The organism is Actinocorallia sp. B10E7, from assembly GCF_039871655.1.
Lineage (GTDB): Bacteria > Actinomycetota > Actinomycetes > Streptosporangiales > Streptosporangiaceae > Actinocorallia.
Map to the genome: position 1 here is coordinate 220,485 of NZ_JBDPLZ010000007.1, position 26,169 is coordinate 246,653.

The 26,169-nt window shown below is 71.9% G+C and carries 24 protein-coding genes; 10 read left to right on the forward strand and 14 right to left on the reverse strand.

Annotated elements, in window-relative coordinates; genetic code table 11:
- Window positions 1-348: 348 nt before the first annotated feature.
- Window positions 349-867 carry a redox-sensitive transcriptional activator SoxR gene (gene soxR, locus ABGB12_RS24845; RefSeq protein WP_347681847.1) on the forward strand — a complete coding sequence of 173 codons (519 nt, stop codon included), beginning with the start codon at window positions 349-351 and terminating at the stop codon, window positions 865-867.
- Here the strand turns inward: soxR and ABGB12_RS24850 are convergent.
- The 5 genes from ABGB12_RS24850 to ABGB12_RS24870 all read right to left on the reverse strand — a co-directional run bounded on the left by ABGB12_RS24850 (window position 864) and on the right by ABGB12_RS24870 (window position 6,833).
- Complete coding sequence (locus ABGB12_RS24850; protein WP_347681848.1) at window positions 864-1,577, reverse strand: haloacid dehalogenase-like hydrolase; 714 nt, start codon at window positions 1,575-1,577, stop codon at window positions 864-866. The two genes, soxR and ABGB12_RS24850, sit on opposite strands and share 4 nt — an antisense overlap.
- A 48-nt stretch (window positions 1,578-1,625) precedes the next feature.
- On the reverse strand, window positions 1,626-3,287 hold the full coding sequence (gene pruA / locus ABGB12_RS24855) for an L-glutamate gamma-semialdehyde dehydrogenase (RefSeq protein ID WP_347681849.1): 1,662 nt from the start codon (window positions 3,285-3,287) through the stop codon (window positions 1,626-1,628).
- Window positions 3,288-3,405: 118 nt separating this feature from the next.
- Window positions 3,406-3,888, reverse strand: coding sequence for a hypothetical protein (locus ABGB12_RS24860; protein ID WP_347681850.1), 483 nt, complete (start codon window positions 3,886-3,888; stop codon window positions 3,406-3,408).
- An 84-nt stretch (window positions 3,889-3,972) separates the two neighbouring features.
- A complete protein-coding gene (locus ABGB12_RS24865; protein WP_347681851.1) occupies window positions 3,973-5,610 on the reverse strand; it encodes a glycoside hydrolase family 3 protein in 1,638 nt (545 codons plus the stop codon).
- 149 nt (window positions 5,611-5,759) lie between these two features.
- Complete coding sequence (locus ABGB12_RS24870; RefSeq protein WP_347681852.1) at window positions 5,760-6,833, reverse strand: BadF/BadG/BcrA/BcrD ATPase family protein; 1,074 nt, start codon at window positions 6,831-6,833, stop codon at window positions 5,760-5,762.
- A gap of 24 nt (window positions 6,834-6,857) precedes the next feature.
- Between ABGB12_RS24870 and ABGB12_RS24875 the strand changes: the two genes are divergently transcribed.
- Window positions 6,858-7,781, forward strand: a complete 924-nt coding sequence (locus tag ABGB12_RS24875; RefSeq protein WP_347681853.1) for a MurR/RpiR family transcriptional regulator — start codon at window positions 6,858-6,860, stop codon at window positions 7,779-7,781.
- Window positions 7,778-8,710: an N-acetylmuramic acid 6-phosphate etherase gene (gene murQ, locus ABGB12_RS24880; RefSeq protein ID WP_347681854.1), complete on the forward strand. Its 933-nt coding sequence runs from the start codon at window positions 7,778-7,780 to the stop codon at window positions 8,708-8,710. The genes ABGB12_RS24875 and murQ overlap by 4 nt, the downstream gene beginning before the upstream one ends.
- Here murQ and ABGB12_RS24885 read toward each other — a convergent pair.
- Window positions 8,683-9,879 (reverse strand): acyl-CoA dehydrogenase family protein, encoded by a 1,197-nt coding sequence (locus ABGB12_RS24885; protein ID WP_347681855.1) that lies wholly within the window; start codon window positions 9,877-9,879, stop codon window positions 8,683-8,685. The two genes, murQ and ABGB12_RS24885, sit on opposite strands and share 28 nt — an antisense overlap.
- Window positions 9,880-9,941: 62 nt before the next feature.
- Between ABGB12_RS24885 and ABGB12_RS24890 the strand changes: the two genes are divergently transcribed.
- From ABGB12_RS24890 to ABGB12_RS24910, 5 genes are all read left to right on the forward strand, one after another.
- Window positions 9,942-10,583, forward strand: a complete 642-nt coding sequence (locus tag ABGB12_RS24890) for an HAD family phosphatase (protein WP_347681856.1) — start codon at window positions 9,942-9,944, stop codon at window positions 10,581-10,583.
- A 51-nt stretch (window positions 10,584-10,634) separates the two neighbouring features.
- Window positions 10,635-11,135 (forward strand): hypothetical protein, encoded by a 501-nt coding sequence (locus ABGB12_RS24895; protein WP_347681857.1) that lies wholly within the window; start codon window positions 10,635-10,637, stop codon window positions 11,133-11,135.
- Window positions 11,136-11,239: 104 nt separating this feature from the next.
- A complete protein-coding gene (locus ABGB12_RS24900) occupies window positions 11,240-11,896 on the forward strand; it encodes a TetR/AcrR family transcriptional regulator (protein WP_347681858.1) in 657 nt (218 codons plus the stop codon).
- Window positions 11,897-12,054: 158 nt separating this feature from the next.
- Window positions 12,055-13,377 (forward strand): acyl-CoA dehydrogenase family protein, encoded by a 1,323-nt coding sequence (locus ABGB12_RS24905; RefSeq protein WP_347681859.1) that lies wholly within the window; start codon window positions 12,055-12,057, stop codon window positions 13,375-13,377.
- Window positions 13,377-14,423, forward strand: coding sequence for a phosphotransferase family protein (locus ABGB12_RS24910; RefSeq protein WP_347681860.1), 1,047 nt, complete (start codon window positions 13,377-13,379; stop codon window positions 14,421-14,423). The genes ABGB12_RS24905 and ABGB12_RS24910 overlap by 1 nt, the downstream gene beginning before the upstream one ends.
- A gap of 37 nt (window positions 14,424-14,460) precedes the next feature.
- On the opposite strand, the gene ptsP is transcribed toward ABGB12_RS24910, so the two are convergent.
- The 3 genes from ptsP to ABGB12_RS24925 form a co-directional block, all read right to left on the reverse strand.
- Complete coding sequence (gene ptsP, locus ABGB12_RS24915) at window positions 14,461-16,134, reverse strand: phosphoenolpyruvate--protein phosphotransferase (RefSeq protein ID WP_347681861.1); 1,674 nt, start codon at window positions 16,132-16,134, stop codon at window positions 14,461-14,463.
- Window positions 16,127-16,399, reverse strand: coding sequence for an HPr family phosphocarrier protein (locus ABGB12_RS24920; protein ID WP_347681862.1), 273 nt, complete (start codon window positions 16,397-16,399; stop codon window positions 16,127-16,129). The genes ptsP and ABGB12_RS24920 overlap by 8 nt, the downstream gene beginning before the upstream one ends.
- 85 nt (window positions 16,400-16,484) lie before the next feature.
- The gene (locus tag ABGB12_RS24925; RefSeq protein WP_347681863.1) at window positions 16,485-17,528 is read right to left on the reverse strand and encodes an SIS domain-containing protein; all 1,044 of its coding nucleotides are present in this window, start codon (window positions 17,526-17,528) and stop codon (window positions 16,485-16,487) included.
- Between the two features lie 115 nt (window positions 17,529-17,643).
- On the opposite strand from ABGB12_RS24925, the gene ABGB12_RS24930 reads away from it, so the two are divergent.
- A complete protein-coding gene (locus tag ABGB12_RS24930) occupies window positions 17,644-18,378 on the forward strand; it encodes a GntR family transcriptional regulator (protein WP_347681864.1) in 735 nt (244 codons plus the stop codon).
- 117 nt (window positions 18,379-18,495) lie between these two features.
- Window positions 18,496-18,966 carry an Rv3235 family protein gene (locus tag ABGB12_RS24935; RefSeq protein WP_347681865.1) on the forward strand — a complete coding sequence of 157 codons (471 nt, stop codon included), beginning with the start codon at window positions 18,496-18,498 and terminating at the stop codon, window positions 18,964-18,966.
- Window positions 18,967-19,115: 149 nt separating this feature from the next.
- On the opposite strand, the gene secA is transcribed toward ABGB12_RS24935, so the two are convergent.
- The 5 genes from secA to ABGB12_RS24960 all read right to left on the reverse strand — a co-directional run bounded on the left by secA (window position 19,116) and on the right by ABGB12_RS24960 (window position 26,149).
- Window positions 19,116-21,866 carry a preprotein translocase subunit SecA gene (gene secA, locus ABGB12_RS24940; protein ID WP_347681866.1) on the reverse strand — a complete coding sequence of 917 codons (2,751 nt, stop codon included), beginning with the start codon at window positions 21,864-21,866 and terminating at the stop codon, window positions 19,116-19,118.
- A 200-nt stretch (window positions 21,867-22,066) separates the two neighbouring features.
- Window positions 22,067-23,359: a DUF58 domain-containing protein gene (locus ABGB12_RS24945; protein WP_347681867.1), complete on the reverse strand. Its 1,293-nt coding sequence runs from the start codon at window positions 23,357-23,359 to the stop codon at window positions 22,067-22,069.
- A complete protein-coding gene (locus ABGB12_RS24950; protein WP_347681868.1) occupies window positions 23,359-24,339 on the reverse strand; it encodes a MoxR family ATPase in 981 nt (326 codons plus the stop codon). Before ABGB12_RS24950 ends, ABGB12_RS24945 begins: the two co-directional genes overlap by 1 nt.
- Complete coding sequence (locus ABGB12_RS24955) at window positions 24,336-25,523, reverse strand: DUF4350 domain-containing protein (RefSeq protein ID WP_347681869.1); 1,188 nt, start codon at window positions 25,521-25,523, stop codon at window positions 24,336-24,338. The genes ABGB12_RS24950 and ABGB12_RS24955 overlap by 4 nt, the downstream gene beginning before the upstream one ends.
- Complete coding sequence (locus ABGB12_RS24960) at window positions 25,520-26,149, reverse strand: DUF4129 domain-containing protein (protein ID WP_347681870.1); 630 nt, start codon at window positions 26,147-26,149, stop codon at window positions 25,520-25,522. Before ABGB12_RS24960 ends, ABGB12_RS24955 begins: the two co-directional genes overlap by 4 nt.
- Between the last annotated feature and the right edge of the window lie 20 nt (window positions 26,150-26,169).

A 26,169-nucleotide genomic window follows, 5' to 3' on the forward strand; every position in this document is an offset into this window, starting at 1 on the left:
TCCCCCGTCATTCCGACTTCTGTATGAAAGACACCAAAGCCTCGCCTGTCTGTGGGACAGCCCCTACGCGCCTCAGCCCCGTCTGAAACACCCTTGTTTCGCATGGACTGTATAGCGGCGCGAGGCTTCCATGCAGTAGAGGACGTTCCTATCGTTACTTCTCCGAAGCGGTCACCGCGGTTCCCGGCCGCCTCCCCTCTCAGACGTCTCGGCACCCCTCATTCGTTGCTCTGCCACCAGAAGTTTCCTCCAGTTCCCCGGCCCGACCGGGGATTCCCGGACGACCCGGGAGCGTCATGTGATTTCACTCACAACTACCGGCGGGTGCCGCTTGGTTAGGGTCTGGGCATGGCGGAGGGGATCAGGAAGGAGCTCACCATCGGTGAGCTGGCGGCACGCAGCGGGGTGGCCACCTCGACCCTGCGCTTCTACGAGAAGGAGGGGCTGATCCACAGCCGCCGCACCAGCGGCAACCAGCGCCGGTACGGCAGGGACATGCTGCGCAGGGTGGCCTTCATCAAGGGCTCCCAGGGGGTGGGGATCTCGCTGTCGGCCATCCGGCGGGCGCTGGCCGTCCTGCCCGAGGGCCGCACACCCACCCGGTCGGACTGGGAGGCGCTCTCACGCGGCTGGGAACGGGAGCTCACCGAGCGCATCACCGTGCTCCTGCGGCTGCGCGACAACCTGACCGGCTGCATCGGCTGCGGCTGCCTGTCCCTCGACCTGTGCCCGCTGGTCAACCCGGGCGACGCCATGGCCGCCCAGGGGCCGGGCTCCCCTCTGTTCGCCCTCTCCGGCGACTCCGGCCAGGACGACCCGGAGCACGACGCCCACGAGGCCGCTCCCGGGCCGGAGGCCTGCCGCTAAGGCTGCGGCCGGGTCAGCCTGTCGACGGCGGAGACCACAGCGGCGGTGTCGGCCAGCGTCGGGAGGACGAGATCGGCGCCGGCTCCGCGCAACTCGGTCTCGGTGGCGGTGCCGGTGGCCACGCCGACGCAGCGGGCGCGGGCGATCTGCGCGGCCCGGACGTCCAGCGGGTGGTCGGCGACCAGCACCGTCGCGCTCTCCGCGACGGGTGAGCCGTACTTCTGCGCCGCCTTGATCCGGGACGTCTCGATGGTCGCGCCCTTGGGATAGACCGGCGAGAAGTAACCGCCGACGGACAGGTCCAGATGCCGGTCGAGCCCCAGCTCGGCGAGCTTGATCCGGGCGGTCGCCTCCAGCGAGCCGGTGAGCACCGACTGGACCACCCCGGGCAGCCGTCCCACCGCCTGCAGCGCCTCGGCCGCCCCCGGCAGCACCCGCGCGTGCGCCCGCACCTTGTCCCTCCGGACCGCGAACGCCGTCTCCAGCGCCCGGGTGAAGGCGTCCAGGTGCTCGTCCTCGGTCCGGACGCCGTTGAACGCCAGCGTCTCGAAGATGATCTCCGATTCGGTGCGCCCCGCCGTCGGGGCCATCCGGACCATGGGCCTGCCGGTCACCGCGGTGAACGCCTCGGCGTAGGCCTCCCGGGTCACCCGCCCCGCGTCGAGCAGGGTGTGGTCCAGGTTCCAGAGGATCAAACGGTCACGGCGCACGCGCACATCGTAGGACGAAACCGGCCCGCGACCCATGGGCGGGAGCTCCTACTTCTGCGAACTCCCCCCGGTTTCCCCCGCGGTCCGCTCCTGGTGCGGGTAGCGGTGGTCGGCGGGCGGGACGAACGTCTCCTTGATGGTGCGGGCGTTGACCCAGCGGACCAGGTTGAAGATCGAGCCGGCCTTGTCGTTGGTGCCGCTGGCCCTGGCCCCGCCGAAAGGCTGCTGCCCGACGACCGCTCCGGTGGGCTTGTCGTTGATGTAGAAGTTGCCGGCGGCGAAGCGCAGCCTCTCGGTGGCCCGGGCGATGGCGGCCCTGTCCCTCGCCATGATCGAGCCGGTGAGCCCGTAGGCGGCCGCCGACTCCATCTGCTCCAGCATCTCCTCGTAGCCGTCGTCGTCGTAGACGTGCACGCCCAGGACCGGCCCGAAGTACTCCTTGGTGAACAGCTCGTCCGACGGGTCGTCGCAGGTGAGGATCGTCGGCCGGACGAAGTAGCCGTCGGTGTCGTCGGCGGTGCCTCCGACGAGCAGCTCGACCCCGTCGCGCCCGATCCGATCCAGCGCGGCCCGCTGCTTGGCGAAGGAGCGGGCGTCGATGACCGCGCCCATGAACAGCGAGAGGTCGCGGGCCACGTCGCCCATCGTCAGCGACTCGGTGGCGTGGGCGAGGTCGTCCCTGATCAGGTTCCACAGGGAGCGGGGGACGTAGGCGCGGGACGCCGCCGAGCACTTCTGGCCCTGGTACTCGAAGGCGCCGCGCACCAGCGCGGTCACGAGCGGCCCCGGGTCGGCCGACGGGTGGGCCACCACGAAGTCCTTGCCGCCGGTCTCGCCGACCAGCCGGGGGTAGGAGCGGTACCCGGCGATGCCCGTCCCGACCGCCGACCACAACTTCTGGAAGGTGGCGGTGCTGCCGGTGAAGTGGATGCCGGCGAGATCGGGGTGGGGCACCGCGGCCTCGGCGATCGCGTGGTGGTGGCCGGTGACCAGGTTGACCACTCCGGGGGGCAGCCCCGCCGCCTCCAGCAGCCGCATGGTGAAGTGCGCGGACAATCCCTGGGTGGGCGAGGGCTTCCACACCACCGTGTTGCCCATGAGCGCGGGCGCGGTCGGCAGGTTGGCGGCGATCGAGGTGAAGTTGAACGGCGTGATCGCCAGGACGAAGCCCTCCAGCGGCCGGTACTCCATCCGGTTCCAGACGCCCGGCTGGGAGGCGGGCTGCTCGGCCAGCAGCCGGCGGGCGTAGGCGACGTTGAACCGCCAGAAGTCGATCAGCTCGCAGGCGGAGTCGATCTCGGCCTGGTAGGGGCTCTTGGACTGGCCGAGCACGGTGGCGGCGTTGAGCACCTGGCGCCAGGGACCGGCCAGCAGCTCGGCGGCCCTCAGGAAGACCGCGGCCCTGTCCTCGAAGCTCAGCGCCCGCCACCCCGGGGCGGCCTCGCGCGCCGCCCGGACCGCGGCGGCGACGTCCTCACCGGTGGCGTCGCGCATCGTCCCCAGCACGTGGCGGTGGTCGTGCGGCTCGACCACGTCGATCGGCTCGCCGCCGCCGAGCCGTTCGACCCCGCCGATCGTCATGGTGAGGTCCAGGCGGGCACCGCCCAGCTCCCGGATCCTCTCCTCCAGGAGAGCCCGCTCCGGACTGCCCGGAGCGTAGGACTTCACCGGTTCGTTCACCGGTTCCGGAACATCGGCCACCGCGTCCATGGCTTCTCCGCAGGCTCGGCTCGGTCCGTCGTCGGGGCCCTGACGGCTCTCAACTCTGTATACCTCGAACCGCCGACGGCAACCGGCCCTGCCGCGGCTGCCTGTGGACGGCGCGGGCTCAGCCCGCGAGCATCCAGCGCTCGCCCTTCAACCGCATCACATACGGGGCCCGCCGGAGCCCCCCGGGCTCACCCGCGGGCCACACCAGGTCGGCGGGCTCGACGATCCACTCTCCCCCGTCCGCCCCCGCGGCGGCCGTGGGGACCTTCACCTTCTTCAACCGCGCCCGGTCCCCGGGTGAGAGCCCCGCCACCCACCGGACGCACGGCTTGCCGAAGCGCTTCCTGGCGTGGGCCGGGACCACCCACCCGCAGACCGCGGTCTCGCCCGCGGCGGCGCCCCGCAGGATGCGCTGGAGCACCAGCCGGGCCTTGCGGTCGGTGCTCTGGTCGGCGGGCCCGGCGACGGGCGCCTGGGGGCCGGGCGAGGCGAAGAGCGGATAGGAGGCCTCGGGCGTCACCGGGGGCAGTCCCGGCTCCGTCTCGGCGGCGCACGCGCCGGCTCCGAGAACGCAGAACGCCAGGACGACCCTCACCCGCACCGCTCTTCCCTCCGCCGTGGTCCCGCCAGAACCTATCCCCCGACGAGCAGCTCAAGTCAAGGATCCGGCGGAGATCACAACAGATCACAGGGGGTCGGTCAACCCGCTCCCCATCGGGGCGCCGCCGGGAAGGGAGACCGGCAGCCGCCCCTTCGGCGGGGTCTTGCCCGTCAGCACCCGGGCCAGCCCGCGCAGCGAGGCCGCGCTGCCGGAGTAGGTGGCCGCCATGGCGTGCGCGGACCCGCCGTACCGCAGCGCGTACGGGCTGGCGATCGCGACGTAGACCACCTTGTGGCCCTTCGCGAGGCTCTTCAGGTAGTCCCGGGTGCCCGCGCTCGCCGTCGTCACGACGATGACATGCGTCTTGGCCTTCTGCTCCCCGGCGATCTGGACGCCCTCCTTGCGGAGCGCCGCGGCGATCTTCGTCTGCTCCGGGCCCTCGACGTAGACGGAGCCCTTCAGCGGCAGGGCGCCGTCCTTGTTGCGCACCACCGTCACCGCGCTCGTCGCCACCTCCTGCGCCGTCCGGCGGTGCTCGGCGCTGACCGCCCGGGCCGCCGCGGCCGGATCGGCCCGGACGTCGGTGAACAGCCCGCGGTTCTCCTTGAGCCGGAGGATCCGGGTGACCGCCTCGTCGAGCCGGGCCGCCGGGACCCTGCCGCTCTCGACCGCCTTGAGCACCTTGGCGTAGGCCGCGTCCAGGTCCGGCGGCATGAGCAGCAGGTCCGCCCCGGCCAGGAGCGACCGCACCGCCGCCTCCGGAGCGCCGCCGGGCACCTTGGCCCCGGCCATGCTCAGCGAGTCGGTGACGATCACGCCCTGGAAGCCGAGCTGCCCGCGCAGCAGTTCGGTGAGCACCTTCTTGGACATGGTGGCCGGCTTCCGGGAGGGGTCGAGGGCCGGGACGACCAGGTGCCCGCTCATGATCGCGTCGACTCCGGCGGCGATGGCCGACTGGAACGGCGGAGCGTGCACCTCCTGCCACTTCTGCCGGGAGTTCTCGATCACCGGCAGGCCGGTGTGGCTGTCGACGTCCGTGTCGCCGTGCCCGGGGAAGTGCTTGGCCACCGCGGCCACGCCCGCCGAGCGGTAGCCCTCGATCGAGGCGGTGACCATCCGCCCGGCCAGCGCGGGGTCCGCGCCGAAGGAGCGCACGCCGATCACCGGGTTGTCGGGATTGACGTTCACGTCGGCGACGGGCGCGAAGTTCAGGTTGACGCCGGCCGCACGCAGCTCGGCGCCCGTCGCGGCCGTCGCCGCGCGGGCCAGGTCGGTGTTCCCGGTGGCGGCCAGCGCCATCGCCCCGGGGAAGTCGGTGGCGAACTTCGCGCGGGTGACCAGCCCGGTCTCCTCGTCCACCCCGATGAGCAGCGGCACCCTGGAAGCCGACTGCAGGCCGTTCGACAACTTCGCCGCCGCCTGCGGGCTGCCCAGGTTCCCGGGGAAGTAGATGAAGCCGCCGACCTTGTACTTCTTGGCGATCCGCTTCCCGTCGGCGGCGTCGCGGACCGTCGGCATGAACAGCTGGCCGACCTTCTCCCGCACACTCATGCCCTGCAGCAGTTCGGCGGCGAGCACCCCCGTCTGCTGTGTGCTCTCCTGCGGCGTGCCCGCGGCGCCCGGCGCGGTCGGCACTGCGGCCTGCTCGCTCCTGCCGCCCGTGGCGGAGCATCCGGCCAGCAGAGTCCCACCGAGGACCAGCGCGATGATTCGTACCCCCATAGGCGGCGAGGGTAGCGCCACACCGTCCCTGCACCGGCCCCGTCACACGCCGAACGAACCCGGCCTTTCCCTAACCTGTCCTCGCCCTGGTCTCCCCTGGTCCGGGCCGCGGCCGGGCGGCCGGATGGCCGCCCGGCGGAGCTCCCGGTTCAGGCGGCCAGCCTGCGGATGGCCATGCGGGCGGCCCCGGCCGCACCGTCGCCGGCCGGGCTCGGCTCGTCTCCGAACCGCTCCCGCAGACCCTCCCTGACCAGCCTGGCGACCGGGCCCCGGCTCAGGACCGAGCCCGCCATGACCACGGGCGCCGCCGGTGTGTCCGGCTCCGGCAGCGAGTGGCGGACGGCGTCGACGTCCGTCAGCAGCCAGTCCGCCGCCTCCTCGACGATCTTCTGGGCCACCTCGTCCCCGGCCTCCGCCGCCTCGCTGACCACCGGCCCGAGCCGTCCGATCGCGGCCGGAGGGCGCCCGTAGACCTCCTTGACGATCGCCTGGGAGAGCAGCGGCGAGTACGGGCGGGGCGGCTCCGCCGCGGGCTCCTGGCCGCTCCCGGCCAGCACCAGCCGGCGCGGCATGAGGTCGGCCAGGACCTCAGAGCCCAGCAGCGCCCGCGGGATCGTCTCGGCCAGCACGGTGGGCGCGCCCCTGCCGTCCATGGCCGACAGCGCCGCCTTGGCGCCGCGCTTGCCGATCCATACGGCCGAGCCCTCGTCGCCCAGCAGGTAGCCGTAGCCGTCGGCGCGCCGGAGGATCTCGCCGTCCTGGATGACCGCGGCGCCCGCCCCGGTGCCCGCGAAGACCACGATCCCGCAGGAGGCCGCCGTTCCCGAGGCGAAGTTGATGGCGATGTCGGTGAAGACCTCCGGCTCCCCTCTCATGCCGAGCGCCTTCCAGGCCTTGCGGGAGGCCGAGAGCAGCAGGGGGCGTCCGGCGGCGCCCGCGCCCGCGATGCCGAAGACGCCGCCGGCCACGCCGGAGCGGTCTATCCCCTCGGTGGCCTCGCGCAGCGCGGTGTACAGGGCGCTCTCCGGGTCGCCGCCGGAGTTGGGGTTGGCGCCGGGTCCGGTGCCCGTGCCGATGACAGTTCCGTCGAGTGTGGCCAGGGCACAACGGGTATGGGTGCCGCCGGCGTCGACGCCGATCACGTAGGGGCCGGGGATGTCGTTGGGGGTGACCGAATCGGTGGTCAGATCACGTCCGTAGAAACTTTGACGTTGACGTGACAAACCCCTTGTAAGAAACTTTCTTCCATGAGGAAACCCGAAGGTCAAGACACGGCGGGACACGCAGCACCTCCACTGAGCACGGTGGTCCGGGTCCGGTCACTGCTGCCCTCCCTCCCACCGGCGGAGCGGCGTGTGGCCCAGCGCGTGGTGGACGACCCCGAGGGGGTCGCGGCCTCCACCATCACGGAGCTGGCCCAGGCGTGCGGGACCTCGGAGACGACCGTCATCCGGTTCTGCCGCGCTATCGGCTTCACCGGATACCCGGAACTTCGGTTGACGCTCGCCACCGAGGCCGGACGCGCCCAGTCCGCCTCCGGGGGCCGGGTGGTAGGCAGTGATATCGGGCCCGATGACACTCTTGAGGATGTCGTTGAGAAGGTCACCTTCGCCGATGCCCGGGCGGTGGAGGAGACCGCGGCACAACTGGACCTGAAGACCCTGGCACGAGTGATCGACATGGTCGTGGCCGCCCGTCGCGTCGACGTCTATGGAGTGGGCGCCAGTGCCTTCGTCGCGCTGGACTTTCAGCAGAAGCTGCACCGCATCGGGCACACCTCGTACGCGTGGTCCGACGCCCACATCATGCTGACGAGTGCGGCGGTTCTCCAGCCCGGAGACGTGGCGGTCGGTATCTCCCACAGCGGAACCACCGTCGAAACGCTCGACGCGCTCGCCGTCGCCGCGGGAAGGGGAGCCACCACCGTCGCCCTCACCAACTTCCCCAAGTCGCCCATCGCGGACCTGGCCGACCTCGTCCTGACCACCGCCGCCCGCGAGACGACGTTCCGTTCCGGCGCGACCGCCAGCAGGCTCGCCCAGCTCACCGTGATCGACTGCGTCTTCGTCGGCGTCGCGCGCAAGACCTACGAGCCCACCAGGGAGGCCCTGGAGGCCACCTACACCGCAGTGCACGGCCGCAGTGTCCGGCCAGAGAGGAAGAGGCGATGAGCGGCGACCTGCCCATCGATCTGCCCACCGAGCAGCGCAACCCGCGCACGCTCGACGTCGACGCCCTGCCCACCATCGAGGTCCTGCGCCGCATCAACAAGGAGGACGAGCAGGTCCCCCTGGCGGTGGCCGAGGTACTGCCCCAGGTCGCCGAACTCGCCGACCTCGCCGTCGAGGCGCTGCGCCGGGGACGGCGCGTGCACTATTTCGGCGCCGGGACGTCCGGCCGGCTCGGCTTCATCGACGCGGCCGAGCTCCCGCCCACGTACGGAACGCCGCCGGAGTGGGTCGTCGCCCACCACGCGGGCGGCTCCGAGGCCCTGTCCGCCGCGGTGGAGGGGGTCGAGGACGACGTCTCGCTCGGCGCGCGCGACGCCGAGAGCGTCCGCGCGGGGGACCTCGTCATCGGCATCGCCGCCAGCGGCACCACGCCCTACGTCGTGGGCGCGCTGCGCCACGCCGCGTCGGTGGGGGCCTCCACCGGGCTCATCTCGGCCAACCCGTCGTCGTGGTTCGGCCGCGAGGTGGACGTGCACGTCGGGTTGGCCACCGGGCCCGAGGTGATCAGCGGCTCCACCCGGATGAAGGCGGGCACCGCCACCAAGATGGTGCTCAACGCCTTCTCCACGACCGTCATGATCCGGCTCGGCCGGACCTACTCCAACCTCATGGTCAGCGTGAACGCGCTCAACTCCAAGCTGCGCCGCCGACTGGTCCGCATCCTCGTGGAGGCCACCGGCCTCGACGCCCGCACCTGTGAACACGCCCTGGCCGAGGCCGGCGGCGACACCCGTGTCGCGCTCATCACCCTGCTCGCCGACGTGACCCCGGCCCGCGCCGCCGACGCCCTGGAAGAGGCCGGCGGCGCGGTGCGCGAGGCGCTCCTGCTGCTCGAAGGCGCTCAGGAGAGGTACGGCCTCAGCTCCTGACGGGCCACCGTGCGGACGTGCACCTCGTCCGGACCGTCGAAGATCCGCATCGCCCTGACCCAGGTGTACATGGCGGCGAGCGGGGTGTCGTCGCTGACGCCCGCACCGCCGTGGACCTGGATCGCCCTGTCCAGTACCTCGAACGCCACCCGCGGCACGATCACCTTGATCGCCGCGATCTCCGTCCGGGCCCCCTTGGCGCCGTGCCTGTCGATCAGCCACGCGGTCTTGAGGGTGAGCAGCCGGGCCTGCTCGATCGCCATGCGCGACTCGGCGATCTGCTGCTGCACCACACCCTGGGAGGCCAGGGGCTTGCCGAACGCCACGCGCTCGGCGGCCCGCCTGCACATCAGCTCCAGCGCCCGCTCGGCCATGCCGAGCGCCCGCATCGCGTGGTGGATGCGGCCGGGCCCCAGCCGGGCCTGGGAGATCATGAACCCGTCGCCCTCCTGGGCGATGAGGTTGGAGACCGGAACCCGGACGTTCTCGAACCGCAGTTCGCAGTGGCCGTGCTGGTCGTGGCGGCCGAACACCGGCAGGTCCCGCACGACGGTGAAGCCCGGCGTGTCCCGGGGCACCAGGACCTGGGACTGCTGGCGGTGGATCGGGGCGTCCGGGTCGGTCTTGCCCATGACGATGAAGATCTTGCAGCGCTCGTCGGCGGCACCGGTGATCCACCACTTGCGCCCGTTGATGACGTACTCGTCGCCCTCGCGGACGATGCTCGTGGTGATGTTGGTGGCGTCGGAGGAGGCGACGTCCGGCTCGGTCATCGCGAACGCCGAGCGGATCTCGCCGTTCAGCAGCGGCTCCAGCCAGGTCTTCTTCTGCTCCTCGGTGCCGAACATGTGCAGGACTTCCATGTTGCCGGTGTCCGGCGCCTGGCAGTTGAGCGCCTCGGGGGCGATGTCGGGGCTGCGTCCGGTGAGCTCGGCGAGGGTGGCGTACTCCACGTTGCTCAGTCCGCCGATGTCCGGCAGGAAGAGGTTCCACAAGCCGCGCTTGCGGGCCTCGGCCTTGAGCTCCTCGACGATCGGCGGCAGCTGGTGCGGATCGTTGACGGCCCTCCACTCGTGGTAGGCCTTCTCGGCCGGATACACGTGGGAGTCCATGAACTCCTGCAGGTCGGCCAGGTATTCACGCGCCTTCGGGCTCAGTTCGAAGTCCATGTGCCACAGTGTCGCAGACCCCGTCAGAGGTCACTTACAAGGGTTGCCCGTACGATGCGGGCATGACCCTCCGCGGCGTGATCACCGACTGGGGCGGTGTGCTGACCGAACCCCTCGCCGAGGCCACGCGCAAGTGGCTGACCCTGGAGCGCATCGACGCCTCCACCTACCGGGAGACCATGCGCTCCTGGTTCACCGCCGCCTACACGGGCGGCTCCGCCGAGAACCTCATCCACCGGCTCGAGGACGGCTCGCTGGAGCCCGCCGAGTTCGAACGGCTCCTCGCCGCCGAGCTCAGGCTCGTCGACGGCGGGCCCGTCTCCCCCGACGGCCTCCTGGACCGCATGTTCGCCGAGTTCGCACCCGTCGACTCGATGTACGACGTCATCCACAGGTGCCGCACGGGCGGTTTCCGCACGGCGCTGCTGTCCAACTCCTGGGGCAACACCTACCCGCGCGAGCGCTGGACCGACCTGTTCGACGCCATCGTCATCTCCGGCGAGGTCCGCATGCGCAAGCCGTCGCCCGAGATCTTCCACCACGCCCTGGAGGTCCTCGGCCTGGAGGCCTCCCAGTGCGTGTTCATCGACGACATCGAGGCCAACATCGAGGCCGCCGAGAGCGTCGGCATGGTCGGCCTGCACCACACCGAGCCCGAGAAGACCCGCGTCGCCCTCTCCGGCCTCCTGGAAGTGGAGCTGTGACCCTCTCCCCGCCGGTCACCGGCGGGGAGGCCTCCGTGTCACACTGAGTGGATGCGCGTCTACCTGCCCTCCACCCTGCCGCTTCTGGCCCAGGCCCTGGCCGACGGCGAGCTGCACGTCCACCACGCCTACGCGGTCACCCCGGCCCTGCGCGAGTGGTACGCCGACGGCGACACCGAGGAGCTGGAGTACGCCGCCATGCTGTCCGCGGCCCGCGCCAGCCTCCGCGTCCTGGCGGGCTCCCCCGAGACGCCGCCCCGGCGCGTCGTCCTGGCCGCCGAGGTCCCCGACGGCTCCGTCGCCTACGAGGGCGGCTACGAGAACCTGGGCGAGACCGACCGCGCCGAGGTCCGCCTCCGCGACCCCCTGCCTCTGAAGAAGGTCGTCTCCGCCCACGTCGACGACCCCGAGGCCGCCCCCGACATCCTCGCCGCCGCCAAGGCCCTGGGCGCCGCCGACCAGGGCGACCCCGACGCCCAGTTCACCGTCGACGGCGCCGAGGGCCACGAGCTCATGTGGTACGCCACCCAGGAACTCCCCGACCTCGTCTGACCACCGCCGCTCCGGCGGGCGGGCACGCCACCGGGGAGCCCTGCGAGAAGGTCGATGGGCGGAACCGAGAAGGGCGTTCTTCCGGATTGGAATACGATTCGGACATGTCTTCACAGAACGGTGCCGACGGCAGGGGCGAGGGGACGCTCGCCGAGAGGGCGGTCCGCAGGCGGCTGGCCTCCGTGGAGGAGTCGGCGCAGGCGGATGTGCAGGCGCTCATGGATGCCGGGCTGGCGCTGATGGTCGCCGGGGGCGGAGAGCGAAGGCCCCGGGTCGCGGACATCGTGGCTGCCGCGGGGCTGTCCAACGACTCGTTCTACCGGTATTTCGCGGGGAAGGACGCGCTCGTCGAGGCGATCGTCGAGCAGGGGGCGCGGGCGGTCGTCAGTTATGTCAGGCATCGGATGTCGACCGCCGAGGGGGCGGGCGAGCGACTCCGGGCCGGGGTGACGGCGGTCATGAAGCAGGCCTCCGACGAGGGGCTCGCGACCCAGACCCGGGCGGTCCTGGGCAACGCCACCAGCATGTCGGCGGGGAGCAGGCACATGTCCGTGGCGCTCGTCGAGTCCCTCGCCGGCCTGTTCACGGGGCCCGTCACGGAGCTGGGGGCCGATGATCCGGCGCGGACGGCCAGGGCCGTGGCGGGAGCCGCGCTCGCCGGCATGCAGTACCACCTGTTCAAGGGCGAGACGCCCGACGAGGCCGACCTCGGGCATCTCGTCTCCTTCCTGCTCGCGGGCATGGTTCCCGCTTCCCGCTGACCGGCTTCGTCCGCTCACGCCTTCGCTTTTCTCAGCCCGGCCCGGGATTCCGGCCGGGCTGTCGCATTCCGGGCCGACCTCGGGCAGAGCAGGCTTCCTAGATTTGAGAATGGCGTTCTGCTAAGTTTCGAACATCATTCTTGACGGGAGGAGGCCGCATGTGGGACTTCAGTACCGAACCCGACTTCCAGGCCAGGCTGGACTGGGCCGACCGGTTCGTGCGGGAGGAGATCGAGCCGATCGACCTGCTGTTCCCCGGGACCACCGAGCCCTATGACCGGGAGAGCCGGGTCTTCCGGGAGATCATCCGCCCGCTCCAGGCCCGGGTGAAGGAGCAGGGGCTGTGGGCCGCGCACCTGTCCCCGGAGCTCGGCGGCATGGGGATGGGCCAGGTCGGACTCGCCCTGCTCAACGAGATCCTGGGCCGGTGCATGTGGGCGCCCATGGTGTTCGGCACCCAGGCGCCGGACTCGGGCAACGCCGAGATCCTGGCGCACTACGGAACCGAGGAGCAGCGCCGCCGGTTCCTGGAACCGCTGCTGGACGGCCGCATCGTCTCCACGTACGCGATGACCGAGCCGACCGGCGGCGCCGACCCCGGCGGCTTCACCTGCCGGGCGGTCCGCGACGGGGACGAGTGGGTGATCGACGGCGAGAAGTGGTTCGCGTCCAACTACCCCTACGCGGCCTTCGTCATCGCCATGGTCGTCACCGACCCCGACGTCCCGGTGCACAGGGGCTCGTCGATGTTCCTCATCCCCCGCGGCACCCCGGGCATGGAGCAGGTGCGCGGCACCGGCCTGGCCGGCGAGCCCCTCGGCGAGGGCGGGCACGGCTACCTGCGGTTCACCGGCTGCCGCGTCCCCGCGGAGAACCTGCTCGGCGAGCCCGGTACGGGCTTCGCCATCGCCCAGACCCGCCTCGGCGGGGGGCGTCTGCACCACGCGATGCGCGCGGTCGGCCAGTGCAGGCGCGCCCTGGAGATGATGAGCGAGCGCATCGTCAGCCGCCGGACCCGCGGCGGGCCCCTGTCCGACCAGCAGGCGGTCCGGCAGCAGCTCGCCGACTCCTGGATCCAGCTGGAGCAGTTCCGGCTGCAGGTGCTGCACGCGGCCTGGCAGGTCGACCGGGCCGCCGCCACCGGCGAGCGCGAGCACGCCCGGGCCGCACGCCTGCACATCTCTGCGGTCAAGGCGGCCACGCCCGAAACCCTCGTCGACATCGTCTACCGGACCGTCCACATCCACGGCGCCCTCGGCGTCTCCAACGAGCTGCCGCTGATGCGCCTGTGGCAGAGCGGCCCGACGCTCGGCATCGCCGACGGCCCCACCGAGGCCCACAAGGACGTCGTCGCGCGGCTGCTGCTCCAGCACGCCGAACCCGCCGAGGACAGGCTCTTCGGCTCGTACCACATCCCCACCCGGCTGGAGGCCGCCCGCCTCAAGTACGCCGACCGGCTGAAGAAGATGGAGGAAGTGTGATGGGCTCCGCCGAACAAGCCGTCGACCTCGACCGCCTCAACCGGTGGCCCGGGCTCTCCGGCCTGCCCGGCGACGGCCCGGTCGGGTCCCTCACCCGGCTGACGGGAGGCGCGCAGAACCTGCTCTTCGTGATGCGCCGGGCGGACGGCACCGAACTGGTGCTGCGCCGTCCCGGACGGTACTCCGGCGACGGCTCGGCCACCTCCCTCCCCCGGGAGAGCCGCGTCCTGACCGCGCTGGCCGGCACGGACGTCCCCCACCCCCGCCTGTACGCCACCTGCATGGACGACTCCGTCATCGGAGCGCCGTTCTCCGTCATGGAGAAGATCGACGGCTTCCTGCCGAGGGGACCGCTGCCCGGCGGCTACGCCACCGATCCCGGCTGGCGCCGCGCGGTGGCGTTCGACCTGATCGCCTCGGCCGCCCGGCTGGCGGCGGTGGACCCCGACGAGGTCGGACTCACCGGCCTCAGCCGGACCGAAGACTGGGTGGGGCGCCAGACCCCCCGGTACCTGAAGCTGCTCGAGGGCTACCGCGAGAACGCCGAGTACCGCCGGAACGAGTCCCCAGCCGTCGTCCGGGTCGGAGAGTGGTTGCGGGCGAACCCGCCGTCCACCGCGCGCATCGGCATCGTCCACGGGGACTTCCAGTTCGCGAACGTGATGTTCGCCCACGACGCCCCGAGGATCGCCGGGATCGTGGACTGGGAGATGGCGGCCCTGGGAGACCCGCTCCTGGACCTCGCCTGGATCCTCACCGCCTGGCGCGAAGAGGGCGACCCTCCGGGCAGCGACCCGTACATGCGGCCCTGGGACGGCATGCCCGGACGGGCCGAGCTCGTCGCCCGCTACGCCGAGCTGACCGGCAGGGACGTCTCGCGCTTCCGGTGGTTCCAGGTCCTGGCGTGCTTCCGCCTGGCCGCGCTGCTGGAGGGCAACTACGTCCGGGCCCTCGACGGGAAGATGGACCGCCGGATGGGTGAGGGCCTGCACGCCTACGCGGGCTGGCTCTGGGCCAAGGCGGACCAGGAGATCGGGAAGGGCTGATCCGCGCCGGCGCGGGGCGTCCGCCCGCCGGAGCGGGTCACAGGCCGAGCGTCTCCAGGGCGGGAAGCGCGGCGCGCGCCGCCGCGCGGGCCTGGGAGGCGGTGCGGGCGGCCCGGGCCGCCTCGGCCGCCGCCCGGCACTCGGCCAGGGTGTGGGCGGCCAGGGCCGCGCGGACCAGGGGCAGGGAGGGCGCGCTCATCGACAGGCTCGTCACGCCCAGGCCGGCCAGCACACAGGCCATGACCGGGTCGGCCGCGGCCTCGCCGCAGACGCCGCAGCCCTTGCCCGCGCCGATCGCGGCGGTGGCGGCCAGGGCCATGAGGTCCAGGAGGGCCGGACGCCACGGATCCTGGAGGCGGGTGAGGCTGGTGACCTGGCGGTCCACCGCGAAGACGTACTGGGCCAGATCGTTGGTGCCGAGGCTGAAGAAGTCGACCTCGTCGGCGATGTCGCGGGCGCGGATGGCGGCGGCGGGGACCTCGATCATGATGCCCGCCTGGGTGATGCCCTCGGCCCTGCAGGCCTCGGTGAAGATCCGCGCCTCCTCGGCGTCGGTGACCATCGGCGCCATGACGCGCAGCCGGTCCGAGGGGAGGCCTTCGGCCGCCTTCGCCAGCGCGCGGAGCTGGGCGCGGAGCACGTGGGGGTGTCGGCGCAGCAGGCGCAGCCCGCGTTCGCCCAGCGCCGGGTTGGGTTCGACCGCGGCGGGGGGCAGGAAGGGCAGGGGCTTGTCCGCACCCGCGTCCAGGACCCGTACGACGACGCGCGGGAACGCCTTCAGCACCTCGCGGTAGGAGGCGATCTGCTGCTCCTCGGTGAGGGGGACCGCCTGGTCGAGGAAGAGGTACTCGCTGCGGAAGAGCCCCACGCCTTCGGCTCCGCTGGCCAGGGCGCGGTCGATGTCCCGGGGGCCGCCGATGTTGGCCAGCAGCGGGACCGGGTGGCCGTCCTTGGTGCGGCCGGGGCCGGTGGCGCTGCCGACGGCCTCGGCGCGGGCGCGTTCGGCGGCCCTCGCCCGCAGGACCTGGTCCTCCTCGGGGTCGACGGTCAGCCGTCCGGACGCCCCGTCGACCAGGACGTGCGCGCCGTCCTTCAGCTCCAGCACGCCGGGGCAGGAGACGATCGCGGGGATGCCCATGGCGCGGGCGAGGATCGCGGTGTGCCCGATCGGGCCGCCCTCCTCGGTCACGAACGCCACGACCCGGCGCGGATCGAGCAGGGCCAGGTCGGCCGGGGCCAGATCCTGGGTGATCAGCACGTACGGCTCGTCGGCCTCGGGCATCCCGGGGACGGAGAGCGACATCAGCCGGGCCACCGCCCGGTCCCTCACGTCGTCCAGGTCGCTCACCCGGGCGGACATGTAGTCGCCGGCGCCGGAGATCAGCTCCCGGTAGAAGCCGAACGACTCGTACACGGCACGGGCCGCGGTGAGCCCCGCGGAGATGCCCACCCTGACCTCGCCGGCCAGGTCGGGGTCGCGGGCCATCATCGCCTGGGCCGCCAGCACGTCCCCGGCCTCGCCTCCGGCCGCCTTCGCGCGGGCGTCCAGCTCCCGTCCGACGGACTCCAGCGCCTCCAGGGCGCGTTCCGTCTCCGCTGCGGGGTCACCGGAGAAGTGGTCGGCGGGAGGCTCGGGCACCGCGCCGCTCATGACGCGGACGGGGCCGACGCCTACGCCGGGGCTGACTCCCGTGCCGAAGAGCTCACGCATTCGTCTCCGAGAACTGCGCGAACAGGCTCGCCAGGCGGTCCAGGATCTCCTCGGCCCCCTCGCCCTCGGCGCGCAGCCGCAGGTGCTCGCCCGGACGGGCGTCCAGGGCCAGGACCGCCAGGATGCTCTTGGCGTTCACCAGCTCGCCCGTGTAACGCCCCACACTGACCTCGACCGGACACTGGGCGGCAGCCCTCACGAACTCCGCCGCCGGCCGGGAGTGCAGGCCGACCATCGACTCGACTTTCACCAGACGCTCAGCCATGATCCTCCTTCTGGGGTGGATTGTTCCAGAGAGCCGAGCTGCGGCCGGCCGGAACAGCAGGAAAGTTGCAGAGTGGTAAATCAGACTATGCACCCGTTTGGGTCACTTTATTCAAACCACGGGGTACGTCCGGATTAATCCCAAGTCGACCGGCCAATCTCTCGACCATCACTTGACCCGGGACCACCAGGGCCAGCGGGGCCGTCCACTCCGGGAGCTCCGGCCCCGGCAGGGCCAGGGAGCACGCCCCCGCCAGCACCGGCCCGCCGCCGATCCCGTAGGCGCGGGCGCCCGCCCTCGTCACCCGGGCCGCCAGCGCGGCCGTGCCCTCCAGGACCGGGCTGCCCTCCACGCCCAGCACGAGCGCCGGAGTGGTCTCGTCCACGACCGCCATGGGCCCGTGCAGAAGATCGGCGTAGGACAGGCCCATCGCGTGCAGGTAGCACGCCTCCTTGAGCTTGAGGGCCAGCTCCAGCGCGGTGCCGAAGGCCAGTCCTCGCGCCGAGACGACGACGCCCCGCACCCCGGACAGCTCCTCGACGATCCGGGGCAGCGCCTCGGCCGCCTCGGTGGCCTCGATCAGACGCTCGACCTCGTCCGGGACGCGGACCAGGTCGGCGAGGTCGACGTCCGCGCCCAGGGCCGCCCCCAGGACCGACAGCGCGGCCAGCTGGGTGGTGTAGGTCTTGGTCGCCGGAACCGCCAGCTCCTCGCCGGCCTCGGTGATCAGCGCCGCGTCCGCGGCCTCCGCCAGCGGGGAGCCCCGCCCGTTGGTCACCGCGACGGTCCGCGCCCCGCAGTCCTTCGCCCAGGCCAGCGTCTGGACGATCTCCTCGGTCCGGCCGGACTGGCTGATCGCCACCGCGAGCACCCCGTCCAGGTCGATCCTGCCGCGGTAGGTCGTCGCGATGGAGGGCGCCGCGAGGGTGGCGAGCCGCCCCGCGCGGGCCTCCACCAGGTAGCGGCCGTAGACGGCCGCGTTGTCGGAGGAGCCCCGGGCGATGAACAGCACCTGGCGGGTCCGGGCGGCCAGCCTCTCCAGCTCCCCGATCCGGGGGACCAGGGAGCCGATGGTCCTGCGCAGCGCCTCCGGCTGCTCGCCGATCTCGTGCCTCATCCGCGTGGGCATGGCGTCCTTCCCTTGAACCGGTCTAGTCCGGACCATACCAGTATGTACTCTACCGTTATGAAAACATGACCTAACACGACGACGCAGGCCCTTCTCCCCCTGAGGTGGTAAAGACTTGACCGCCATCGACGCCTCCAGCCCGGTGCCGAAATACGTCCAGCTACGCGGTCGCCTCCTCGACCTGATCGACGAGGCGGGGCTCGGAGCCGACGCGCCCATGCCGTCCGAACGGGAGCTGTGCCAGAGCTACGGCCTGTCCCGCATGACCGTCCGCCAGGCGGTGGACCAGCTCGTCGCGGAGGGCAGGCTGTACCGCGTGCCGGGCAAGGGCACCTTCGTCGCCCGCCCCAAGATCGACATGCCGCTGCGGTTGAGCTCCTCCTTCACCGCCGAGATGCAGGCGCGCGGCATGAGGCCCGGCTCCGTCGACCTCGACCAGCGCACCGTCCCGGCCCTCGGCCACGTGGCCAAGGGCCTCGGCGTCGCCCCCGGCTCCCCCGTGCACATCATCGAACGGCTGCGCACCGCGGACGGCACCCCCATGGCCCTGGAGCGCTGCCACATCCCCGCCGCCCTCGCCCCCGACCTGTTGACCGTCCGCACCCAGGGGCAGTCCCTCTACGACCTCCTGGAACGCCGCTACGGCATCGTCTTCGACTCCGGCGACCAGACCGTGGAGGCGAGCATCGTCGCCCCCGGCGACGCCGAACTCCTCCACCTCCCCCACGGCAGCCCGGTCCTGCTGCTGCACCGCCGCTCCTACCAGAACTCCCTCTGCGCCGAGCTCACCGAGTCCACCTACCGCGCGGACCGCTACCAGCTCCACACCAGCCTCGCCCGCTCCCGCTGAGACCCCGGCCCTTCCCCGGCATGACGCGGAATTTACCGGGCCGCCCGTATCAGCGGGGCGCTCCCGACCCTCTGTCAGATGCGCGCGCACAGGGCGCGCGCGTCGAGAGGAGGTCTCATGCCGCGCTTGCGAGTGGTCCGTCTGGTCTCGGTCATGGACGTCACGGCCCGCGAGGACTGGACGCCGGAGACCGGCGGGAGCCTCGCCTTCAAGCCCTATCCCTGCGAAGAGCACGCCCGGGGCGCCCCCGGCGGCGTCGAGGAGCTCGGACCCGCCGCCGACCGGGTGATCTGGGTGGCCGCCGAGGTCTTCGCCGGCCGCCGCCCCTTCCAGCAGCTGGCCTCCCTGGCCACCGCCGAGCTGGCCGGCGCCCTCACCAGGCAGGCGTCCCGCCCCCGCGACCGCCTGCCGATCCGCCCCGGCGCCCCCCGCATCCGCAACCGCCGCATCCAGGAGCCCCGCGACGGCGTCGCCGAGATCACCGCCACCGTCGTGATCGGCGGCCGGATCCAGCCCATCGCCCTGCGCCTGGTCCTCCTGCGCGGCCGCTGGAAGTGCGCGGCCCTGGAGACCGTCATTCCCTCCTGATCCCCGCCCGGCTCCCGGCCCCCACCGGTCCGGACGAAGGATCGCGTCCCGCCGCCCGAGCCCGCCGGGCGGCGGGACGGCGGAGAGGAAACACGACCGCCGCCCGTCCGGAAGGACGGGCGGCGGTCGTGGAGATCACTCCGAAGGCGTCAGCGGCGGCCGCCGTGGCAGCGCTTGTACTTCTTGCCGCTGCCGCAGGGGCAGGGGTCGTTGCGGGAGACCTCTTCGCCCTTGCCGAGCTCTTCGGTGTGGTGCTCCACCCCGCCCTGCTCGTCGGGGCCGGAGAAGTCGAGCTCGGCGGGCTCGGGCTTGTCCAGGGACGGTCCGCCGGTGGCGGCGACGGCGACCGGGGCCGCGCCGACCTTGGCGGCGGGCTGCTCCTCGACCTCGACCTCGAGGTGGTAGAGGTAGCCGACCGACTCCTCCTTGATCGCCTCCATCATCGCCGCGAACATGTCGTAGCCCTCGCGCTGGTACTCCACCAGCGGGTCGCGCTGCGCCATGGCGCGCAGGCCGATGCCCTCCTGGAGGTAGTCCATCTCATACAGGTGCTCACGCCACTTGCGGTCCAGGACGGTCAGCACGACACGGCGCTCCAGCTCGCGCATGACCTCCCCGCCGAGCTCGGCCTCGCGCTTGTCGTAGGCGGCCTGCGCGTCCTCGCGGACGCGGTCGGCCAGTCCCTCGGCGCTGAGGTTCTGCACCTCGCCGCCGGCCTCCTCGACCACCTCGTCGATGGTGACGCTGATCGGGTAGAGCTGCCCGAAGGCCTTCCACAGCTTCTCGAGGTCCCACTCCTCGGCGAAGCCCTCGGCCGTGGCGCCGGCGACGTAGCCGTCGACGACCTCGTCGATCATGTGCCGGATCTGCTCGTGCAGGTCGGCGCCCTCCAGCACCCGGCGGCGCTCGGCGTAGATCACCTGACGCTGGCGGTTGAGGACCTCGTCGTACTTCAGGACGTTCTTGCGGATCTCGAAGTTCTGCTGCTCGACCTGGTGCTGGGCCGACTTGATCGCGGACGAGACGATCTTGGCCTCGATCGGCTGGTCGTCCGGGATGTTCAGCCGGTTCATGATCATCTCGACCCGGGCGGAGTTGAACAGCCGCATCAGGTCGTCCTCCAGCGACAGGTAGAACCGGGACTCGCCCGGGTCGCCCTGACGGCCGGAGCGGCCGCGCAGCTGGTTGTCGATCCGGCGGGACTCGTGGCGCTCGGTGCCCAGCACGTACAGGCCGCCGGCCTCGGCGACGATCTCGTGCTCGCCCTTGACGTCCTCCTTGGCCTTCTCCAGCGCCTCGGGCCAGGCCGCCTCGTACTCCTCGGGGGTCTCCAGCGGGGACAGGCCCCGGCGGTGCAGCTCGAGGTCGGCGCGGAACTCGGGGTTGCCGCCGAGCATGATGTCGGTGCCACGGCCGGCCATGTTGGTGGCCACGGTGACCGCGCCCTTGCGCCCGGCCTCGGCGACGATCGCCGACTCCCGCTCGTGGTGCTTGGCGTTGAGCACCTCGTGCGGGATGCCGCGGCGGCGCAGCATCTTCGACAGCTTCTCGGACTTGGCCACCGAGGTGGTGCCGACCAGGACCGGCTGGCCCTTGGCGTGCCGCTCCTCGATGTCCTCGACGACCGCCTCGAACTTGGCGTCCTCGGTCTTGTAGACCACGTCGGCGACGTCGAGGCGCTGCATCGGGCGGTTGGTCGGGATCGGGATGACCCCGAGCTTGTAGATCTTGTTGAACTCCGACGCCTCGGTCTGCGCGGTGCCGGTCATGCCGCCGAGCTTGGAGTAGAGGCGGAAGTAGTTCTGGAGGGTGATCGTGGCGAGCGTCTGGTTCTCGTCCTTGATCGCCACGCCCTCCTTGGCCTCGATGGCCTGGTGCATGCCCTCGTTGTAGCGGCGGCCCTGCAGGATGCGTCCGGTGAACTCGTCGACGATCAGGACCTCGCCGTTCATGACGACGTAGTCCTTGTCCTTCTTGTACAGCTCCTTGGCCTTGAGGGCGTTGTTCAGGAAGCCGACCAGCGGGGTGTTGACGGAGTCGTAGAGGTTGTCGATGCCGAGCCAGTCCTCGACCTTCTCGACGCCGGACTCCAGGATGCCGACGGTGCGCTTCTTCTCGTCGACCTGGTAGTCGCCGTCGTCGGACTCCTTGTCGGAGGCCTTCTTCAGCCGGGGCACGATCTTGGCGAACTCGGCGAACCACTTGGAGTTCTGGTCGCCGGGGCCGGAGATGATCAGCGGCGTGCGGGCCTCGTCGATGAGGATGGAGTCGACCTCGTCGACGATCGCGAAGTTGTGGCCGCGCTGGACGCACTCCTCCAGCGACCAGGCCATGTTGTCGCGCAGGTAGTCGAAGCCGAACTCGTTGTTCGTGCCGTAGGTGATGTCGGCGTTGTAGGCCTTGTGGCGCTCCTCCGGCGACATGTTCGCCAGGATCACGCCGACCTCGAGACCGAGGAACTGGTGCACGCGGCCCATCCACTCGGCGTCGCGCTTGGCCAGGTAGTCGTTGACCGTGATGACGTGCACGCCCTTGCCGGACAGCGCGTTCAGGTAGGCCGGGAGCACGCAGGTGAGGGTCTTGCCCTCACCGGTCTTCATCTCGGCGATGTTCCCCAGGTGCAGCGCCGCCCCACCCATGATCTGGACGTCGAAGTGCCGCTGGCCCAGCACCCGCCGGGCCGCCTCGCGGGCGGTCGCGAACGCCTCGGGGAGCAGGTCGTCCAGCGTCTCGCCGTCCGCCAGGCGCTCCCGGTAGACCTCGGTGAGCCCCCGCAGCTGCTCGTCCGTCATGTCGGTGAAATCCTCTTCGATGGAGTTCACCTGGTTGGCGATCCGCTTGAGCTTGCGCAGGACCTTGCCTTCGCCTGCGCGAAGAATCTTGTCGATGACAGCTGGCACTCTCGGAAGCTCCTTGCAGATCGGATAGCCGCACGTGGGTGGGAACCCCTGTCGCGCATACCACTCTTAGCCTGTCCATCCTAGGTGAGGTCCAGGATGGTGCAGGTCACCCTCGCGCGCAATTCGTTCCTGTGGGCAAACGGACCGGCGGCGGGCACGGTTCCCCGCACATACGGCCCGGTGGCCGCTTACGGTCAGTATCACAGGCGGCCGGCGGCCTTCAACGCCAGATAGGCGTCGGCCAGGGCCGGAGCCAGCGCGTCCGGCGGGGCGTCCACCACCTCGACCCCGTATCCGCGCAGCTCGGCGGTGATCCGCCGCCGCTCGCCGCGCGCCCGCTCGGCCGCCGCCGCGTCGTAGACGGCCGCCAGGTCCCCGCGCGCCGCGGCCATCTCCTCCACCCTCGGGTCGGACACCGCGGCGATCATCACCAGGTGCCGGGAGGTGAGCCGCGGCAGCAGCGGGATCAGCCCCTCCTCCAGGGCCGCGGCGTTCAGTTCGGTGAGCAGGACGACGAGGCTGCGCTGGCGGGAGCGGGCCAGCAGCGCCGAGACCATCCCGGCCGCGTCCGACTCGATCAGCTCCGGCTCCAGCGGGGCCATCGCCCGCACCATCGCGGGCAGCAGCTCCGTGCGCGGCACCCCCTCGACCCTGGCCCGCACCCGCCGGTCGTAGGCGAGCAGGTCCACCCGGTCGCCGGCCCGCGAGGCCAGCGCGCCCAGCAGGAGCGCCGCGTCCATCGAGCAGTCCAGCCGGGGGATGTCGCCGACCCGCCCGGCCGAGGTGCGGCCGGTGTCGAGGATGAGGAAGATCCGCCTGTCCCGTTCCGGACGCCAGGTCCGCACGACGACGTCCCCGCGCCGCGCGGTGGCCCGCCAGTCGATCGAGCGGACGTCGTCGCCGGCGACGTACTCGCGCAGGGAGTCGAACTCGGTGCCCTGGCCGCGGATCAGCGCGACGTGCTGGCCCGTCAGTTCCCGAAGCTTCCGGAGTTTCGCGGGCAGATGCCGACGCGAGGGAAAAGCCGGAAGAACCCGGAGCGTCCACGGCGAAGGCCGCGTCAGCTGCCGAGCCGCCAGCCCCAGCGGGCCGGTGGAGCGGACGGTGACCGACACCGGCGACCTGTCGCCGCGCCGTGTCGGGGTCAGCGTCACGTCGACGCGCCGCCGCTCTCCCGGGGGCAGCGTGATCTCGGCCGTCCGGGGAGAGGCCCCGGCGCTCGGCGGCCAGGCGTCTCGCACCACCGCGCGCACCCGCCTCGTGCCGAGGTTCTCCACCACCAGCCCGACGGAGGCGGACTCCCCCAGACGGACATTGGTGTCGCCCGAACGGTGCAGCACCAGCTTGCGGACGTTCCCCGCGAGCGCGAAGTCCACGGCCACGGCCACGGCGAGCACCCCGATGATCGCGCCGATCACCCATCCATACGGGAAGAACAGCGGCAGCACCGCGGCCAGCAGCGCCAGCAGCCCGACCCGTCCGGTGAGCGCCATTACCGCGGCGTGGGGACGGTCGTCAGCACCCCTTCGAGCACCCCGTCCGCCGTGGCGCCTTCGAGTTCGGCCTCCGGACGGAGCTGGATGCGGTGCCGCAGGGTGGGCCGCGCCAGCGCCTTCACGTCGTCCGGGGTGACGTAGTCGCGTCCCGACAGCCACGCCCAGGCCCGCGAGGTGTTCAGCAACGCCGTCGCGCCGCGCGGAGACGCGCCGAGCTGCAGTGAGGGGGACTCCCGGGTGGCCCGGCAGAGGTCGACGATGTAGGCGATGACCTTCTGGTCCACGTGCAGATGGCGGACGGCCTCACGTCCCGCTTCGAGGTCGGTCGCGCCCGCGACGGGGCTGATCGCCGACAGGTCGCGCGGGTCGAAGCCCGTCGCGTGGCGCTGCACCACGCCGATCTCCTCGTCCCGGGTGGGCAGCGGGACCGTCAGCTTCAGCAGGAACCTGTCCAGCTGCGCCTCCGGCAGCGGGTACGTGCCCTCGTACTCGATCGGGTTCTGGGTGGCGCAGACGACGAACGGGTCGGGCAGCGCGAACGGCGTGCCGTCCACCGACACCTGCCGCTCCTCCATCGCCTCCAGCAGCGACGCCTGCGTCTTGGGCGGCGTCCTGTTGATCTCGTCCGCCAGCAGCAGGTTGGTGAAGACGGGCCCCCTCCGGAACTCGAACTCCGCCGACCTCGCGTCGTAGATCAGCGATCCCGTCACGTCGCCCGGCATCAGGTCGGGGGTGAACTGCACCCGTTTGAACTCCAGGTCCAGCGCCTGCGCCAGCGTCCGCACCAGCAGCGTCTTGGCGACCCCGGGCACCCCTTCCAGCAGCACATGGCCCCTGCACAGCAGCGCGATCACCAGCCCGGTGACCACCGCGTCCTGCCCGACCACGGCCTTGGCGACCTCCCCGCGCAACGCGGCAAGGGAACGCCTGGCATCCGCCACGGGAAGCCCCGTGTCGATCACTGTCTCGTCGCTCATCGCAGTCGTTTCTCTAGATCGTCCAAAAGGTCGGCCAGCCGGACGAGCTCCGTGTCGTCCACCGGATCAGGACCGTACAGCGCCCAGGAGGCGGTCTGGTGGTCCCATCCTGTACGTGATGCCACCAGAGTGGCGATTTCTTGGGCTTTGCCGAGATCGGTGGCGGCACTGCGCGGAAGGCCCAGAAGGGGGACGAGGCGTTCCCGCGCCGACTCGCGCAGGGCGAGGGCCGCCCGGTCACGGGCCCGCGCGGCGCGGTAGAGGCGGGACCTGCCCTCGACCGTCTCGGCCGAGCGGACGGCCACCGGCAGGCGCTCGACCACCACCGGGCCGAGGCGGCGGGCCCGCCACAGGGCCAGCAGCACCACCGCGACGAACAGCTGCCAGAAGAAGAGGGAGACGCCGGGCGGGACGAGCTCGCCCAGGCTCTTGTCGCCGGCCTCCTCCTCGACGGGCAGGTCCGGCATCAGCCAGGCGACCCGTTCACCGGCGGAGAGGAGGCTCATGCCGAGGGCGGCGTTGCCCTCCTCCAACAGCTCGTCGTTGACGAGGGGCTCGCCGGAGCCCAGCACCGTGACGGTCCTGTCCCCGACGGCGAGGCGGACGAGCCGGGGCAGCTTCTCGTCTCCCGCGGGATAGCAGGAGACCGCCCCGCCGGGGGCCGTGAAGACATGGGAGCCGCCGAAGGAGACCCTCCCCGCGGCCTGTGCCTCGGCGAGCGTGCAGGATGGCTCGGCCGTCCCGGCCGCGGACGTGGCGCGGAGGACGCCGGGCGCGAGCGCCTCGAGCGCGGCGTCCGTCGGCTCGACCAGCAGCAGGTTCCCGGGCGCCGCGGCCAGCTCCTCCAGGTCCTCGTCGGTGAGCCGCTCGCTGCGCACCACGACCAGCGAGAAGCCGCGGACCGCCATCAGCCTCGCCTCTTCGGCCGTCCTGACCGTGGTCACCGGCGTCCCGTTCCGGCGCGTGATCTCCACCAGGGCGCGGCTGCCGACGCCGTCGGGGGACTCGGGGTCGAGGTATCCGCCGGTCTCCTCCGGCCGGAGCGCCGCCAGCAGGACCGCGACCACGGCCAGGGCGAGGACCGTCAGGACGATCCCGCGCCAGCGCCGCACCCGCCGTCCGGCGACCTGCGCGGCGCTCTCCGGACCCGCCGCGCCCACCACACCCGTCACGGGCTTCGTCACACCGCCTCCAAGGGCCGGGGCCGGGCCGCCTGGACCGCCTGGTCCAGGCCGGTCAGCAACTGGTAGCCCTCGGCCGTGCCGGGCCTGTCCCCGTACCAGACGTCGTCGAACACCCGCGTCCCAGGAGCGAGGTCCACGGGAAGGACCGCGCCGACCTCGACGGCCAGTTCCCGGGCGGTGCGCCCGGGCCGCGGGTCGAGGATCGCGCGTTCCTCCAGATCCCGGGCGATCGCCCGCAGCCGTTCCCTGATCGCCTCGGCCCAGCGTTCCTCCGCGGCGTGCGCCTCGGCCGCCGCCCGGTGGTCGGCCGCCCGGCTCGGCACGTCCTCCAGCAGCGCCCTGCCGGACTTGACGTTGCCGCGCCCGCGCATCCACCACCACACCGCGGCGATCAGCACGACCGCCAGCAGGAGCAGGATCACCAGCGTGAACGAGCCGCCGCCCTGGCCGGGACCGGGGCCCGGGGCGTCCGGCATGATCTCCTTCAGCCACTCCTCGACCTGGTCGAGCGCCTTGTCGATGAAGGAGGGACGGTCACGGTGGTAGACGGGCTTCTCCAGCTCGTCCTCGGCCATCCGGCGCGCCGTCTCCCGGTCCACCGGGTCCAGGAGGCTCATCGGGCTCATCGGGTTCCTCGGGCTCATCG

Excerpts from the sequence above, each read along its gene's own strand:
- soxR (WP_347681847.1), top strand. The coding sequence starts at position 349 with ATGGCGGAGGGGATCAGGAAGGAGCTCACCATCGGTGAGCTGGCGGCA.
- pruA (WP_347681849.1), bottom strand. The coding sequence starts at position 3,287 with ATGGACGCGGTGGCCGATGTTCCGGAACCGGTGAACGAACCGGTGAAG.
- ABGB12_RS24865 (WP_347681851.1), bottom strand. The coding sequence starts at position 5,610 with ATGGGGGTACGAATCATCGCGCTGGTCCTCGGTGGGACTCTGCTGGCC.
- ABGB12_RS24875 (WP_347681853.1), top strand. The coding sequence starts at position 6,858 with ATGAGGAAACCCGAAGGTCAAGACACGGCGGGACACGCAGCACCTCCA.
- murQ (WP_347681854.1), top strand. The coding sequence starts at position 7,778 with ATGAGCGGCGACCTGCCCATCGATCTGCCCACCGAGCAGCGCAACCCG.
- ABGB12_RS24885 (WP_347681855.1), bottom strand. The coding sequence starts at position 9,879 with ATGGACTTCGAACTGAGCCCGAAGGCGCGTGAATACCTGGCCGACCTG.
- ABGB12_RS24890 (WP_347681856.1), top strand. The coding sequence starts at position 9,942 with ATGACCCTCCGCGGCGTGATCACCGACTGGGGCGGTGTGCTGACCGAA.
- ABGB12_RS24895 (WP_347681857.1), top strand. The coding sequence starts at position 10,635 with ATGCGCGTCTACCTGCCCTCCACCCTGCCGCTTCTGGCCCAGGCCCTG.
- ABGB12_RS24900 (WP_347681858.1), top strand. The coding sequence starts at position 11,240 with ATGTCTTCACAGAACGGTGCCGACGGCAGGGGCGAGGGGACGCTCGCC.
- ABGB12_RS24905 (WP_347681859.1), top strand. The coding sequence starts at position 12,055 with ATGTGGGACTTCAGTACCGAACCCGACTTCCAGGCCAGGCTGGACTGG.
- ABGB12_RS24910 (WP_347681860.1), top strand. The coding sequence starts at position 13,377 with ATGGGCTCCGCCGAACAAGCCGTCGACCTCGACCGCCTCAACCGGTGG.
- ptsP (WP_347681861.1), bottom strand. The coding sequence starts at position 16,134 with ATGCGTGAGCTCTTCGGCACGGGAGTCAGCCCCGGCGTAGGCGTCGGC.
- ABGB12_RS24920 (WP_347681862.1), bottom strand. The coding sequence starts at position 16,399 with ATGGCTGAGCGTCTGGTGAAAGTCGAGTCGATGGTCGGCCTGCACTCC.
- ABGB12_RS24925 (WP_347681863.1), bottom strand. The coding sequence starts at position 17,528 with ATGCCCACGCGGATGAGGCACGAGATCGGCGAGCAGCCGGAGGCGCTG.
- ABGB12_RS24935 (WP_347681865.1), top strand. The coding sequence starts at position 18,496 with ATGCCGCGCTTGCGAGTGGTCCGTCTGGTCTCGGTCATGGACGTCACG.
- ABGB12_RS24945 (WP_347681867.1), bottom strand. The coding sequence starts at position 23,359 with ATGGCGCTCACCGGACGGGTCGGGCTGCTGGCGCTGCTGGCCGCGGTG.
- ABGB12_RS24950 (WP_347681868.1), bottom strand. The coding sequence starts at position 24,339 with ATGAGCGACGAGACAGTGATCGACACGGGGCTTCCCGTGGCGGATGCC.
- ABGB12_RS24960 (WP_347681870.1), bottom strand. The coding sequence starts at position 26,149 with ATGAGCCCGATGAGCCTCCTGGACCCGGTGGACCGGGAGACGGCGCGC.